This is a genomic window from Pseudomonas sp. LD120 (assembly GCF_009861525.1).
GTDB lineage: Bacteria > Pseudomonadota > Gammaproteobacteria > Pseudomonadales > Pseudomonadaceae > Aquipseudomonas.
Genome location: NZ_WVHL01000005.1, coordinates 2704393 through 2719502, shown reverse-complemented (window position 1 = coordinate 2719502; position 15110 = coordinate 2704393). Strand labels below are relative to the sequence as shown.

The following is a 15110-nucleotide window of genomic DNA, read 5'->3' as shown; positions in this document are numbered from 1 at the left end:
AGCTCACAAGGGGCTGTGGCGACCGCTGCGCTGGGTGGCGGGTGACGTTGTGGCAACCGCAGGCCTTGGCGGCGTACAACGCCTGTCATTGGTGCCGATCGAGGTCGATCAAAGCAATGGCGTCGCCATGGACCTGGCGTTTGCAACGCTGAAACTCGACCTCCAACGGGGCCTTCCAGGCACCGTGATGGGCAGCCCGGTCAGGCTGTCGGTTCGGCTCAAGGCCAGCAGCTCGCGCTTGTGCCGGCCCAGGGTCGCCGCCCGCCGATAACAGAGGTAGCCCGGCGCCATCGGGTACAGGGGAGGGCCAGCGGCAGTGGATTGAAGTGCATGACAGCGACCCAGAACCCACCCAGCAACGAGGCCACCTGCAGGTTGCGGTACTCGGCCCGAAACGGCACTCGCGACAACCGCGCCCATTGATAGACCAGGTGCGGCCAGGCGAAAGCGTTGCCCAGCATCAAGCCCCAGACCCCAGGGGCGGGCTGCAGCGGCCACATGCATTCATTTGCAGAATGAAGTTCAGAGGAAACTTCGTTTGTCAGCCCCAGGCCAGCCCAGCAGAATCGAAGCCAAACCGCCCTCTCACGCTTCGCTTCATCGCCACGGGAACCCTGTCCATGAGCAACCCGCGTTTTGTCAGTCCTGACCTGATCCGCCAGGGATTCTCCCGAGCGATGTCGGCTATGTACCGCGATGAGGTGCCGCTCTACGGCGCCTTGATGGCCCTGGTGGCCCAGGTCAATGCCCAGGTCCTGGAACAACAGCCAGCCATTGCCCAGCACCTGCAGCGCAGCGGCGAACTGCAGCGCCTGGACCTGGAGCGCCACGGCGCGATCCGCGTCGGCACCGCCGCGGAACTGGCGACCCTGGCCCGGCTGTTCGCGGTGATGGGCATGCAGCCGGTGGGCTACTACGACCTGACCCCGGCCGGGGTACCGGTGCATTCCACGGCCTTTCGCGCGGTGCATGAACAGGCCCTGCAGATCAGCCCGTTCCGGGTCTTCACCTCGCTGCTGCGCCTGGAGCTGATCGACAACACGGATCTGCAAGGCTTTGCCCAGCGGGTGCTGGCCCGACGCTCGATCTTCACCCCCAAGGCGCTGGAACTGATCGATCAGGCCGAGGCGCAGGGCGGCCTGGATGAGGAGAACGCCCAGGGTTTTATCCAAGAAGCCCTGGAAACCTTCCGCTGGCACCACCACGCCACGGTGACAGCCGCCCAGTACGCCAGCCTCAGCGCCCAACACCGGCTGATCGCCGACGTGGTGGCGTTCAAGGGCCCGCACATCAATCACCTGACCCCGCGCACCCTGGACATCGATCAGGTGCAGCAGCTCATGCCGGAGTACGGCATCACCCCCAAGGCGGTGATCGAGGGCCCGCCGCGCCGGGACTGCCCGATCCTGCTGCGCCAGACCAGCTTCAAGGCCCTGGAGGAGCCCGTGGCCTTCACCGACCAGGCCGACAGCCAGGGCAGCCACAGCGCGCGCTTTGGCGAGATCGAACAGCGCGGCGCGGCGCTGACGCCCAAAGGCCGCGCGCTCTACGACCGCCTGCTGAACGCCGCCCGCGACGCGTTGGGCGACTTCCCCAGCGAGGCCAATGCCCAGCGCTACAACCAACTGATGCATGAGCACTTCAGCCAATTCCCCGACAACCACACCGCCATGCGCCAACAGGGCCTGGCTTACTTCCGCTACTTCGTCAATGAGACCGGCCTGGCCGCCCGAGACAACCCGCAGCGCCCCACCGACCTGGAGGCGCTGTTGGCGGCCGGGCACCTGAGCGTCGAGCCCCTGGTCTATGAAGATTTCCTGCCGGTCAGCGCCGCCGGGATCTTCCAGTCCAACCTGGGGGACGACAGCCAGAGCCACTATGCCGGGCAGTCCAACCGCCAGGCCTTCGAAAGCGCCCTGGGCCGCCCCACCCTCGACGAGCTGCAACTTTACGCCCAGACCCAGCAGCGCTCCCTGGAGCACTGCGCCGCCACCCTTGGCCTGGCGGCGCTGTAGGTCCGGCCCGGCATCGGTCGCCAGCCGCCGATGCCGGCCGCCGCACAACGGCGATACACCCCATGGTTTTGGGCCGGCCAGACGGCTATTCTGCCGCCCATTGCGCCGCAGCCCGCGGCGTCTTGTGCCAAGGATGACCACGGCGAAATGAGATTCGCGACCGGCCTGCTTCTATCCTGCGCCCTGAGTGCCGTCCCGAGCACGCACGCGGCAGAAACCGTCAACGACATCACCCAGCTCAACCCCATCGTGGTCGATCAGGTGGTGCGCCCCACCACCCTGGAGCAGATCGTCAAGCAGGTGGCCGAGCACCCCGGGCCCATCGCCATCGGCGGCGGGCGCTACAGCATGGGCGGCCAGACCGCCACCGAGCACGCGCTGCAGATCGACATGCGCGGCTTCAACCAAGTGCTCGAGTTCTCCAAAGAGCGCAAGGAAATCACCCTGCAGCCGGGCATCACCTGGCGCGCGGTACAGGACTACATCGACCCCCACGACCTGTCCGTGAGCATCATGCAGAGCTACGCCAACTTCACCGTCGGCGGCGCCCTGAGCGTCAACGCCCATGGCCGCTACATCGGCTACGGCCCCCTGGTGAGTTCGGTGAAATCGATCAAGCTGGTGCTGGCCGACGGCCAAGTGGTGGACGCCAGCCCGCAGCACAACCGCGAGCTGTTCTACGGCGCCATCGGCGGCTACGGCGGCCTGGGGGTGATCGTCCAAGCCACCCTGCAACTGAGCGACAACGTACGCCTGCTGCGCAGCGTCGACGCAATGCCCCTGGGGGACTACCGGCCCTACTTCCAGGCCCGAATCCACAACAACCCCAAGGTCATCCTGCACAACGCTGTGCTCTACCCCGACCGGTACCAGACCCTACGCGCGGTGTCCTACCGCCAGACCGACCTGCCGGTCACGGTCAAGGAACGCCTCACGCCCCTGGACCAGAACTACTGGAAAGAACAGAAGGCCCTGAAAGTGGTGAGCCAGTGGCCCGGCGGCAAGACCTTGCGCCAGGACGTGATCGACCCCCTGGTGCTGAACAAACCGCAAGTGTCCTGGCGCAACCACGAAGCCAGCCTCGACGTGCGCGAACTCGAACCCGAGTCCCGGGCCAAGCGCACCTACGTGCTGCAGGAATACTTCGTGCCCCCCGAGCAGCTGGAAAGCTTCGTCCAGGAGATGGGCGCGACCCTGCGGGCGCACCGGGTCAACGTGATCAACCTGTCGATCCGCCACGCCAAGGCCGACCCCGGCACCCTGCTGGCCTGGGCCAAGACCGAAGTCTTCGCCCTGGTGCTGTACTACCAGCAGAGCACCGCGCCAGAGGAACGGGAGAACGTCGGCGAATGGACCCGCGCCCTGGTGGACAGCGCCATCCAGCACGGCGGCAGCTACTACCTGCCGTACCAGATCCACGCCACGGCGCAGCAGTTTCGCGCGGCCTATCCACGGGCTGGGGAGTTTCTCGCGCTGAAGGCCCGGGTCGATCCGCAGAACAAATTCCGCAACACGTTGTGGGATGCGTATGGGGTGCGGGCGCGGCCTTGAGCCCTTGAGTGCCAGCGCACTGTTCGATGGCAATTGGTTTAAAAACCATCACCCGCTACGGCGGTAAAAGCCTGCACGCACAAGGCGTCATACAATAGCGCCCCAGCGCCGTTGCAGCGGATCATCCTGCCCGCCACCCTTCACCGCCCCTGCGCCATCAGCGGCCGGGCCTGGAAACCTGATGAACTAAACGGCGCAGCAGCGCCACCTATCACGAATGCCGGCGCTTTTTTTGTGCCTGGCATTCTCGTGCTATGGCGGCTGTGCGCGGGAGACCTTCGGGTCTGCCGGGTTCCGTTTACTCCGGTTTCCCCCCCACGCACAGCTGCCACCCTTTCGACTGGAAAAGCTGGCGTCCTCCTTGTCCTGCGCCGCTTGTGCGGCTTCCAGCGCTTGACGGCTGGCCGAGGCCTTCCTGGCCCTTGAAGGCCAGCATCTGTAGATCATGGGTGAAGTTTTCAATGCTCAGGCTGAAGTGGAGGTCATGGGCCGGCTTGAACATGTACTGCTCCCTGTTCGGTGCTCATCGTTCGCGCCTTTGGAGCCAGCCGCGCAGCCAGCCTCCTTCAGTGGCGACAGCGTGGTGCAGTTCCTCGACGCTGATGGCCCGCTCCGCGGGATTGAACGCCAAGGCGGTGCGCAAGGCCGACCAGCAGTGCTCGGGCAGGTGCCGGGGGCGTTGCAGTTGCAGGTCCAGTTGTTGCTCACGGGCCTGGATCGAGGGCAGGCGGCAATAGGGGTGTTTGCCGCTGACCAGTTCGTGGATCACACAGGCCACGGCGAACAGATCGGCGGCGGCCGACAGCGCGGCGCCTTCCAGCAGTTCCGGGGCAGCGTAGCCTGGGGTCCAGGCATCGAAGCGCTGGCGGTTGAGCCGTGGCAGGCCGGGCAGCAGGCCCTGAATCGCACGGCTCAGGCCGAAGTCGAACAGGCGCAGCCCGTCATCGTCGAGCATGACGTTGCTGGGTTTTAGGTCGCCATGCAGCACGCCACGGCCATGGCAATAAGCCAGGGCCTGGAGCAACCCCAGGATCAGCTCGCGGGACTGCTCCCAAGGCAAGCCCAAGGGCCACTGGCAAAGCATCTGGTCCAGGGTCGAGCCACGCATCAGTTCCATGCTGATAAAAGCGCAGGCGTGCTCGGTGTCTACCTCAAAGCTGTAAAGGCGCACGATGTTGGGATGACGCAAGCGTCGGGTCAGGGCGAATTCGCTGTAGAGCAAGGCGCTGGCGTCGGGCGATTCGGAGAATTCCTGATTGATGAGTTTTAGCGCTACGTAGGGCTCGGGGTCGCCGAACTGCTCATGCAGCAGGTCCCGCGCCCGAAACACCACGCCCATGCCGCCAGCGCCCAGCAGACGCTCCAGGCGATAGCGCCCGGCGAGCACCTGAGGCGATCCGCCGAGCGACGCCAGGGGCTTGAGCGACGGGCTGCCGGGGCGGCTCCGCGCCTTGCCTCGGGCCTTACCGCGCCCTTTAGCTTTGAGCTTGCGTGCCTTGATCGGTCGCGCCTGGGTCGGTGCTGCCGCCACGACCCGGGTCAGTTCGCCGTGAGTGGGCGATGGCGCCTGCCTCTGGGGAAACGGCACGTTCATTGGCGCACCACCACGGCAGTCAGGTTGTCCCGCGCCGCGCCGCACAACGCGTCGTCAAACAGCCGCTGCAAGGCCACATGGGGCGCCGCCAGGCTTAAGGCGTGCCCCAGGGCATTGCGCGTCAACTCCTGGTACAGGCCATCGCTGCACAGGAGGAACACATCCCCGGGATAGACCTGCAGTTCCAGCACCTCCAGGCTCAGGCCCGCGCCCGCGCCCACGGCCCGAGTCAGGGCATTGGCGCCGGGGTGCAAACGCGCCTGCTCGATACTCATCTGCTGTTCGTCGATGAGTTTCTGCATCAGCGAGTGGTCCCGGGACAGCTGATACAAGCGCTGCTCCCGCCACAGGTAACAGCGGCTGTCGCCGGCCCAGACACACGCCGCGCGGTCGTCCTGCAATAACAGCGCGACCACGGTGCTGCCCATGATGCTGTCGCGACGACCAGCAGTGATCGTCAGTTCCTCGCCCAGGCGCCGGTTGAGCCAGTGCAGGCACTGGCGCACGCTGTCGAGCCGGGCCTCGAAGCTGCCGCTGGCGGGCAGGTCGGCAAGGCTGGCAACGATCAACTGGCTGGCGATGTCACCGCCCTGATGCCCGCCCATGCCATCGGCCACCACCCACAGGCCGCGCTCCGGGCAGTCGAGAAAGGCGTCTTCGTTGCGCGCCCGGACCTTGCCCGGATCGGTCCGAGCCGCGCTGCGCCATACGCCGCTAACGCTCATCAGAGCCGCACCGGTAAGCGGAAGCTGCGTAACACGCTCATGTCGAACGGGTTGGGGCTGCGCTGGCTCTGCAGCAGGTAGTTGGCCCGCAGTCCACCCAAGTCGGCCTTGAGCACCATCACGTCACGCCCGGTCAGGTACTCGCTCTGCATGAGGTCGAACAGACGGAACAGCGACCAGGGGCCGGTATTTTTCTCGATGCCGATGGGGCGTCCGGCGAGCTTGTCCAGGACCAGGCTGGTACGTCCATCTTCCGCGTCGGTGGGCCATTTGAAGGCCATGGGCACGATCGGACCATGACGGTACTCGATCATCTGGTTGCCGAAGCGGAACTCGGCGCGACTGACGCTAGGGTCCAGGGTGTAGGGCTCCAGACGAAACTGCACCTGAGGCTCGCCCGGGTTTTCGGCGAAGAAGCTCTGGCGGATGACCTGCGCCGCGGCCATTTGCTCCAAGTACACCCGCGAGATAGGCAGGCTGTAACCGTCGATGCTGCGCAGCCGGTAGTTGCCCGGATCGCCACTGACGAAGGGCCGCAGGTAGGTGTCGAAGAAACGCTCGGCCAGGCCCTGAGCCTTGAAGAACTCACGGAAGTCGCTGATGGCCACATCGCTGCTGCTGTGGGCGTCGAACGGATAACGCTTACTGATGGCCTTGCCGTAGAAACCGTACAGCTCTCCCTGATACCGCCGGTTGAGGTACTGGTAGGCGTCGTTGAGCACCAGGCGCCACGCATCCTCGGCCAGCAGGTTGAACCAGGCACTGACCGGACGTGGCAGGCGACCGGAGCTGATACGCAGGGTGCTGAGGGCATCGCGCTGGCCGCTCATACGGGTCTTGGCCATCTCAAAGGCCGCCTGCTCGGGGTTGCCGGAGCGGGCCAGGAACGCCAGTTGCGGTTGCAGCTCGTTCAGCGCCTGCAGGGCGGGGGCGAGATCCGCGGTGGGGCCGTTGTTGTCATCGAGCAGGCGGTGCAGCGGCTCGAAGCGCCTTTGCAGGGACTTGCGCGCAGTGTCCGGGAGCCTTTTTTGCAGCGCGCCCTGGGCTTTGCCGGCCGCCGCGACGGCGACCTTGCCCAACGCGCCACCACCCACCACCTTATCGGCCACGTCGGCCAACTCGTCGGTCGGCTCGGCCAGTACCGGGAAGCGGGTGTTCTCTCGCACCTCCACCAACAGTTGCAGGATCGGCGAGTTGGCCGAGGTCAGGCCGGCCATCTGCTCCGCCCCTTCGCCGGCATCGTTGAAAGGCTGCAGGGCCACCCGACCGACTGCCTCGCCCCAATGGTTGGCGTAGTCACGAAAGTACAGTTGCTCCAGCTTGACCATCAACTGACGCAGGTCCATGCCGCTGATGTCGCTGCCCTCCCCCAGCACCCAGTTGTCCTGAAGAATCTCGCTCACCAGGCTGGCGCCCTGGACCGAGAAATACTGTTGATAGCCCTGCTGGGTGTAGAAGCCCGGAATCAGGTAGTCGGCCCCAGTCAGCAAGTTGCCCTGTGGCCCCAAGTGCTGGCTCAGACGGTAATCTGGCAGGCTGCGGGCCTGCTCGCGCAGCACCCGATAGATCACGTCAGCCAAGGATTCACTGCGCAGTACCTGACGGGCTTGAGCCACCAGAGGATCGTTGAGCGGGTAGCTGAAGGGCTGGTGCAACAAACGTTGGAAGTGCGTGTTCAAGCCGTTTTGCACCGTGCTGTTGCCGGCATAGCGCCCGGACCAGCCGGCCGCGACCCAGTCCTGCAGCCAGTTGGGGTCACGACGCTCTGTCATATTGAGCATGAGGTAGGCGCGCAGGCTGTTGAGCAGGCGCTCGCGGTTTTTCAGGTTGCCGCGAATCTGCCCTTCAAGCATCTGCGCCACGCGAGGCAGCAGTTGTGCTTGTAGCTCCTGCTCATAGGCTGCCCGCAGCAACGGATTACTGGCCTCGCCTTGATACAGTCCGCCACGCTCATGCAACGCCACCTCGCCCTTGGGTGGGAAGACCTGGGTGGCCTGGTAGCTCAGGTCGAGGACCTTGAGCGCCGCCGTGGCATCGCGCTGAGCACTCAGGGAGGCCCGTTGCTGGCTCCATTGCTGGGCCAGCTCGCGCAATTGCTCCAAGCGCCCGTGGTTGGCTGAAAAACCCGTGGCCCACACCACCCCGAACAGGCCAAGTGACCCCAGCGCCCCTAGATACAGCGCCCGCTGGCCCCAATGGATGCGCCGTCGCTCGCCCTTTTTCAGGCCCGCCAGATCGGCTTCAGGGAAGATCACCTGACTCAACAGGTGATGAATGAAACGCGCACGACCGCTGTGCAAAGTCGGCAGCACGCCGCTCTCCAGGCCCAGCTTGGCGCCGATGGCGGCGGTGTCGGGGTCCAGTTGCTGCTGCAAATACGGCGCGCTGGTGAGGTAAAAGCCCCGTAGCTGGCTGGCCCGCTGGTAGCGGTTGCCGGTGAAAGCCATGTCGACAAACAGGCACAGACGCTCGCCGATCAGCCCCAACTGGTGGGGAAAATCCAGAATTCGCCCGCGGCGCTGGGTGTCGCGCTCCTGGTGCATGCGTATGATCATTTGACTGTTGAGGCGCCGCAACAGGTCTTCGAACTCGTCGCGCAGCACAGCCACGTCGGTACCGTCCTGCTCCTTGCGAAAGCTGGCGCCGAATACCTGGTCGCTTTCCTCGCGGCTCAGTTGATCGAAGAACTCGTCAAAGCCGAGCAACTGGTCGGCCTTGCTCAGCACCAGGTACACCGGCAGGTCCACGCGCAATTTCTGCTGCACCTCCTGCAAGCGGCTTCGCAGCTTGCGGGCGAGGACTTCCAGCGCCTGTTCGCCACCGCCTTGCAGCATTTCCACTGGCAGGGTCACCACCACGCCATTGAGCGGGCGATTGCGCCGGCGGCTGCGCAACAGGTCGAGCAAGGTGCTCCAGGCATGGCTGTCGACCTCCGGATCGGGCTGGGTCAGGTAACGCCCGGCGGTGTCGATCAGCACGCCATGTTCGGCAAAGTACCAATCGCAATGAGCGCTGCCCTGGGTGTCACGGGTCAGCTTGCGGTCGATGCGATTGAGGGGAAACTCCAGACCGGAAAAATCCAGCAGGCTGGTCTTGCCGCTGCCCTTGGGGCCGATCAACAGGTACCAGGGCAAGTCATGACGCCAGCGCTCGCTGCGGCCGCGATACAGGCTTGACGTCTTCAGGGTGCGCACCGCCTCCTTGAAACGGCTGCGCAACTCTTTTTGCTCGTCATCGATACGCTGTTCGCGCTGCAGGCTCTCCTGACCTTCCTCACTGTCTTGCAAGGCGCGTTTACGCGTCCCGGCACGCCAACTGACGAAGACCATGCTCAAGCCCCAGATCAGGCACAGGACACTGAGGGTCAGCAGCCGCGAAGTGGCGCTGGCCCAGAAGCGGTAGTCGTCCACTGCCAGCAAGGGCCCGACGAACCACACCAGTAACGCCGTCAACAGCACCAGGATCAGGCTCCAGACCCAGGTTTTGGCAAGGAAGGTGCCGACTTTCTTCAACAGAGTTTTCATTACAGTTTCCCATCTTGCGGCGCACGTGCAGGCACCGCCGAATCAAGCTGCCGATAAGGTTGCAGCACCGTTTCGCGCTGCTCGCCCAGAACCCAGGCAAAACCGCAATACATCACCGTCAGGCTCACCAGGGTGAACAGCGCCACTGTCCACCAGGGCACGATCCGCACCAGGCTCGGGCGCTGGTTGCCCAAGCCCTGCCACTGCGGCGACAACTCCCGGGGCACATCGCCGCGCAGTTGGCGGATCTGCCGATACAAGGCGTCGCGGATGCCTTCCAGCTCCAGCATGCCGCGGGCCTTGACCCGGTATTTGCCCTCGAACCCCAGCGACAGGCACAGGTAGATGAGTTCGAGCATGGGCAGATGGCGCACCGGGTTGCGGGTCATTTGCTCCAGCAGTTGGAAGACCTTTTCGCCGCCGAAGGTTTCGTTGTGAAAGCTGCTCAGCAGGCTCATTTGCGACCACTCGCTCTCATTGCCCCAGGTGGTGCTCACCACGGCTTCATCCACCACCGTGCACAGCACGTAGCGGGCACTCATGACCTGGCCGCTTTCGGCACCGTTTTGCAGCGCCCGGGTTTCGAACCGCTTGACCCCGGCGGTCAACTGCTGGTTCAGGGCGTGCATGTCTTCACGGGTGGCGCTGTGCTTGAGCCGCACCACCTCCGAGAGCAGCCCGGACGCCGCCGCCACCAGTGCATTGAGGCTGACGTTGAAAGCTTGTGCCGGCTGCAGGCGCGCGGCGTAGATCATGCGTTCTTCCAACTGTTCGAAACGTGGCGGCGCGGCAAAGTCAGTCAACGCTGCGCGGCTTGAACCCTGCTCCTGACGATCGAGGAGGACAGTCTTGTCATCTTCTTGGTATTCACGATCCTTGGTCATGGCGGTCAGTTCCTGATGGCCCAGAATTTCAAATCAAGCTCGGAGAACTCGCCGGAAACGTGGAAGGCAAAGCCTCCGGAACGCTCCAGCTCGGTCAGTTCCTGGGCCGTGAATTCAAGAATGAAATAGGTCTTGCTGGAGTGGAACGGGATCTGCCGTGGCGCCACGGACAGGGGTTTGACGCGGATCCCCGGCAAGTGCAGGTTGACCAGTTGGCGGATGTTCTCCACCGGCCCGACCTTGAGGTGCGCCGGCAGGCGATGGCGCAGGTCCTCGGCCTCACAGTTGGCGCTGGCGGCGAGCACGAACGAGGCCGACTCCAGCAGCGTATGGTCGTTGAGAGCCGCCACCAGGATGCCGTACTGCCGGGCCTGCAACACCAGCTCGATGGCGTGCTGCTCCAGAACCATCGACAGCACTTGGCGAATGGCGTCCATCAGGCTGCGAAAGCTCGCACCCTGGTCGCTGTGCTGATAGCGCGTATCCAGGCGTGGGCGCTTGCTCTCACTGGAAAAGGTCGACAGGTCGCCGAGCATGGTCAGCAAGGTGCGGTACAGCTCCTCGGGGTGAACCTGTTCCAGTTCCAGGTAATGGCGCAGCAACACCTCGGTACGGTTGATCAGTTGCAGCATCATGAAATCACCGACCTCGGCGCCGCCGACCTTGCCGTTGGAGCGGATGCGCTCGGCAATGGTGTCGCCGCGGTGCGCGAGCATGCTGATCACTTCTTTCAGGCACGACAGCAAGTAGCTGGACGCATGGGTCTGGATAAAGGTCGGAAAGAACTCCGGATCAAGGCTGATCACCCCTTCGGCGTTGCTGCCCTGGATCTCGCAGACCTTGAGTTTCACGTAGGCCTGGTCGCTCTGCTGCTCACCCAACAACAAGCGAAAATCCGGCCGCCCACAACTGATCTGGCTGCGGGCGTCGTCGTCGGCGTTGGAGTCGGAAATCTCCGCCTCATAGGTAATGTAGCGGGCCAGCACGTCGGACTGCTCGGCGCGGCGCGCTTCGATGTGGTTGCCGGTGACCAGGGGCAGCGCCAGGTACACTGAGCTCTTGCTGGTGTTGGCCGGCACGTCCAGGGCCAGTGGTTCGCTGCTCTCGCCCAGGGCGAACAGGCTGCCATCGGGCAGAATGCCTTCGGCCTGGCTGATCACCAACTTGCCCATGTTGAGGTACTGCAGGTCGATCTCCAGGCCCAAAAAGCCCCAGGTGTAGCTGCCCAGCAACTGGGTGCGAGTTTTGAGTTGGTGGTCGAAGTAACGGTCGTTGTGCTGAAAATGCTGCGGTCGCAGCAGCATGCCTTCCTGCCAGATGACTTTATGTTCGTTCATGCTCACTCACCCGCCCAAGCCAGGGGTTGCAGAGGGTCGCGGATGCCCGCCTGATCGAGGATCAGCTCGCTGCTGGTGACCTCCATCGCCGAGACCGGGATCACGTAGCGCCAGCGCGTTTCCGGCAGGTCGCGATAGGCTGCCAGCACCCCGACATAACGGCTGTCGCTGCGGATGCTGAGCTTGAGATCGACGCTTTGTCCCGGGCGCAACTCAAGCTCCTCGCTGGCCACCAGGTCAGGTGCTAGCGACTCCTTGGCCCGCTCATAGAGGCTGAAGAAATCGGCATGTTCAAAGGCCACCGGGTGCTTGAGCTCCATCAGACGCACCACGATGGGTGAAGGCCGGCCATTGAGGTCGGGATTCAACTGGTCACTGGCGCTGAGTTTGAGGTCGAGCTTGGTCAGCGTGGAGTAAGGCGACAGTGAGGCGCAGCCGGACAGCAGCATTGCCAGCACCAGCCACGCCGATGCGCGCAGTGATAAAGCCTTGCAGCAAGACATAGGGATCATCCTTGATGTGATTCAGTGTTAAGGGTGGAAATCAGCCGGTGTTGTTCTTCATAGGCCTGGGCAAAGTCGCGGGCCAGCAGGCGTTCGCTCCAGTCATCGTCCTGGCGCAGGCTCTGGTGATAACGGGTGTAGGCCCGCCAACGACGCCCCGAGGTGGCCAGCCAAGGGCGTTTGCCGTCGCGCTCGAAACGCAGGGTCAACAGCTGCGGCGAGAAGTGCTCCAGGGTGCTGCGCACCGCGGCGCGGCTGGCGGCCAGCAGCGCCACCTGATGCGCCTGCAAGTCACCAAAAGCCCGAGCGATGGCCTGAGACGCGGGCAACTGCCCAGGCTTGTCATCCAGCAACAAGCGTCCCAGTGCTTCGCCGGCATCCGTGGCATAACGCAACGGGTTGTTAGCGCCGCGGTGCGTTACGGTCTGGGCCAGACGCAGTTCGTTCTTCAGCTCACTGCGGGTACGCAGGCTCTGCTGCAGGCTACTGACACTTTGCTTGAGCAACGCTGCGGCCTTGATCGCCACGGCTTGCCGCTCATCCTGCTCCAGCCCCTTGAGATCGACCCCCAAGGCGCTACCGAACTGCTCCCAGAACACCTCACCGGGCCCGAGGTCCGGCGCAGGCTCAAGCCGCGCCGCCGCTACAGGCGGCGCCACCAGTTCGGGCACCACCAGGCTTTCGGTGTCGATCCGCGCATAGTCGGCGAACGGTCGCGGCGTCTGAGGCGAACTGTTCAGCAGCGCCAGCGGATCGTCCGTCACAGCGCCCTGCTCCTGCTGTTCCAACGCCTTGAGTGGATCAAGATCAAGAAAGGCGTCATCCGGGATGATGCTGCCCGCCGGCAGCGCCCGACCGACTTCGGCCGTCAAGGTGGCGCTTGGCACCAGCCGCGCCCGGATGGCGTAGCCGCCCAGCACAAAGGTACTGCCATGTTCGATACGCAGCGCCTCGCCCTTGCGCAGGCGGGCACCGGTGTCTTTGAGCATGACGCCGTTGCTGCTGGTATCGGTCAGGAAAAACCCGCCCTCGCGATAACTGATCCGCGCGTGGTGGTTAGACAGGTGCCGCTTGCGATCGGGCAGCACCCAATCGCAATCCTCACTCCGACCGATAGTGCCTCCGGCCTGCCTGAAGGTTTTACTGCCGGCCCCGGCAGGCAGACGCTGCGGGATATCAAGCATTTCAAAAACCAGTTCCATGGTGCTGCTCCTTGCGCTCACTTGCCGCGATTGACCGTCTGCGGATCTCCGAGCGGGCGATAGCTGTGGTCGTTGAATTTGTAATTGCCGCTGCAACCACTGAGGTGGCCGAGCACCACCAGAAGCAACAGGACAAGGGACCAGGGGCGAACAGACATCAGTGCTTCTCCAAGGAAAAATGAGGGACGCGGCGCCGAGGTCGTCGGGCTACGCCGATCAGGTGCACAGCGTGAGCGGGACGACTCATGGACAGGACTCCTTCCGCGACTGCGGCTGGATTTTCAAACGGGCCAACCGGTAATGCAGGGCTCGCCGCGACATACCCAACTCGCGGGCGGCGTTGGTGCGGTTGCCGGCATGCTTGTGCAGGCATTCCAACAACAGGCCGCGCTCGACCTGTTCCATGCGCAGCCGCAAGTTCAATGTTTGCGCATCCTGCTGCGCGCGATGGCGCAGCAGCAGATGCTCGGGCAACAACTCGCGACCGTCGCAGAGCAGCACCGCGCGCTCCACCAGCCCCTTGAGCTCGCGCACGTTGCCGGGAAAGGCGTACGCACCGAGCAGTTGCAACGCGGTGTCGGACCAGGTCAGTGGCTCGCGCTGCAGGAAGGCGCAGGTCTTGTCACAGAAGTAGCGGGCGAGCTGCGGGATATCGCCCTCGCGTTGACGCAGGGCAGGCAGCTCGATGGGGAATTGACCCAGGCGGTAGTACAGGTCTTCACGAAAATCACCGGCGCTGACCATCGCCGCAAGGTCACGGTGGGTCGCGGCAATGATGCGCACATCAATCTTGCGGGTGTCGTTGCTGCCCAGGGGACGAATTTCACTTTCCTGCAACACCCGCAGCAGCTTGGCCTGCAGTGCCAGGGGCATGTCACCGACTTCGTCCAGCAATAGCGTGCCGCCGTCCGCCGACTCAAACAGCCCGACGCGGTCACGGTCGGCGCCGGTGAACGCGCCCTTGCGGTAACCGAACAGTTCACTCTCAAGCAGATGCTCGGGCAACGCCGCGCAGTTCTGCACGATAAAGGGCTGGGAGCAACGCGGGCCGTAGTCGTGGATGGCCCGCGCCACCACCTCCTTGCCGGTGCCGGTCTCGCCCTGGAGCAAGACCGTATACGGGCTGTGCAGCACCTTGCTGATCAGTCGGCAAGTCTGGCGCATGGCCTGGCTCCTACCAATCAGCCCATAGTCACTGGCTCGACGCTGTGCTTCGGGTTCGCCCGGGATCACCGCCGTAGAGCGCTGCCAATGCCGCCGCAGACTGAGCTGGGCAAGCAGGAAAGCCCCTGACACGCCCAGCGAACCGGCAAAGCCTTGCAAGGCTGCGGGCGCACGACTGGCACACAACAGCAGCCCCTGCACCGCCCCCAAGGTACTGGTCAGAGGCACGCACAACAGCGAGTGCCAGGGATCGCCAGCGTCCGGCAGGAAATCGGTCTGGTACAAACCGCTGCCCAGGTCCGCCAGATACAGCACGCGGTTCTGGCACAGCGCAAACTGCAGCAGTTGCTCATCGTTGTAAGCCGCAGGCAGCGCCTCGTCCAAGCGCGGCGGGGTGACGCCCTCCAGGTACTGGGCGCAAAGTCCCAAGTCAGTATGGGTGGCATCGAGCAGGTACAGCTGACTCAGTTCACAGCCGCTGAGCCGAGCCACCGCCGTAACAAAGTCGGCCAGCAACGTCGCCTCATCCCGAGCACCGGCCAGGTCGCAGTACATCCCCAACAGGGATTCGGCGTAAGCCAGTGGCTGGTCAATTTGCGAGAACATCATGC

Annotated in this window: 12 protein-coding genes and 1 pseudogene; 2 read left to right on the top strand and 11 right to left on the bottom strand. The window is 64.2% G+C overall.

Features of this window, described 5'->3' with window-relative positions; all coding sequences use genetic code 11:
* Nucleotides 1–97: 97 nt before the first annotated feature.
* Nucleotides 98–500 (bottom strand): annotated as a pseudogene (locus PLD_RS26865) (MASE2 domain-containing protein); the annotation flags it as partial.
* Between the two features lie 120 nt (nucleotides 501–620).
* Here PLD_RS26865 and PLD_RS26860 point away from each other — a divergent pair.
* Both PLD_RS26860 and PLD_RS26855 read left to right on the top strand, forming a co-directional pair.
* Nucleotides 621–2015: a VOC family protein gene (locus PLD_RS26860; RefSeq protein WP_178116217.1), complete on the top strand. Its 1395-nt coding sequence runs from the start codon at nucleotides 621–623 to the stop codon at nucleotides 2013–2015.
* Between the two features lie 147 nt (nucleotides 2016–2162).
* A complete protein-coding gene (locus tag PLD_RS26855) occupies nucleotides 2163–3566 on the top strand; it encodes an FAD-binding oxidoreductase (protein WP_159897691.1) in 1404 nt (467 codons plus the stop codon).
* 298 nt (nucleotides 3567–3864) lie between these two features.
* Here the strand turns inward: PLD_RS26855 and PLD_RS26850 are convergent, their stop codons facing one another.
* From PLD_RS26850 to PLD_RS26805, 10 genes are all read right to left on the bottom strand, one after another.
* Nucleotides 3865–4068: a hypothetical protein gene (locus tag PLD_RS26850; protein WP_159897690.1), complete on the bottom strand. Its 204-nt coding sequence runs from the start codon at nucleotides 4066–4068 to the stop codon at nucleotides 3865–3867.
* Nucleotides 4069–4089: 21 nt separating this feature from the next.
* A complete protein-coding gene (locus tag PLD_RS26845) occupies nucleotides 4090–5160 on the bottom strand; it encodes a serine/threonine-protein kinase (protein ID WP_159897689.1) in 1071 nt (356 codons plus the stop codon).
* Entirely contained in the window at nucleotides 5157–5885 is a 729-nt protein-coding gene (locus tag PLD_RS26840) for a PP2C family serine/threonine-protein phosphatase (protein ID WP_159897688.1), read from the bottom strand. The genes PLD_RS26845 and PLD_RS26840 overlap by 4 nt, the downstream gene beginning before the upstream one ends.
* Nucleotides 5885–9409, bottom strand: coding sequence for a type VI secretion system membrane subunit TssM (gene tssM / locus PLD_RS26835; protein ID WP_159897687.1), 3525 nt, complete (start codon nucleotides 9407–9409; stop codon nucleotides 5885–5887). Before tssM ends, PLD_RS26840 begins: the two co-directional genes overlap by 1 nt.
* Entirely contained in the window at nucleotides 9409–10293 is an 885-nt protein-coding gene (gene icmH, locus PLD_RS26830) for a type IVB secretion system protein IcmH/DotU (protein ID WP_159897686.1), read from the bottom strand. The genes tssM and icmH overlap by 1 nt, the downstream gene beginning before the upstream one ends.
* A 5-nt stretch (nucleotides 10294–10298) precedes the next feature.
* On the bottom strand, nucleotides 10299–11630 hold the full coding sequence (gene tssK / locus PLD_RS26825) for a type VI secretion system baseplate subunit TssK (RefSeq protein WP_159897685.1): 1332 nt from the start codon (nucleotides 11628–11630) through the stop codon (nucleotides 10299–10301).
* 2 nt (nucleotides 11631–11632) lie between these two features.
* Nucleotides 11633–12133, bottom strand: coding sequence for a type VI secretion system lipoprotein TssJ (gene tssJ / locus PLD_RS26820; RefSeq protein WP_159897684.1), 501 nt, complete (start codon nucleotides 12131–12133; stop codon nucleotides 11633–11635).
* A gap of 5 nt (nucleotides 12134–12138) precedes the next feature.
* A complete protein-coding gene (gene tagH / locus PLD_RS26815) occupies nucleotides 12139–13335 on the bottom strand; it encodes a type VI secretion system-associated FHA domain protein TagH (protein WP_159897683.1) in 1197 nt (398 codons plus the stop codon).
* Nucleotides 13336–13352: 17 nt separating this feature from the next.
* A complete protein-coding gene (locus PLD_RS26810; protein ID WP_159897682.1) occupies nucleotides 13353–13493 on the bottom strand; it encodes a type VI secretion protein in 141 nt (46 codons plus the stop codon).
* Between the two features lie 85 nt (nucleotides 13494–13578).
* Entirely contained in the window at nucleotides 13579–15105 is a 1527-nt protein-coding gene (locus tag PLD_RS26805) for a sigma-54-dependent Fis family transcriptional regulator (RefSeq protein WP_159897681.1), read from the bottom strand.
* Between the last annotated feature and the right edge of the window lie 5 nt (nucleotides 15106–15110).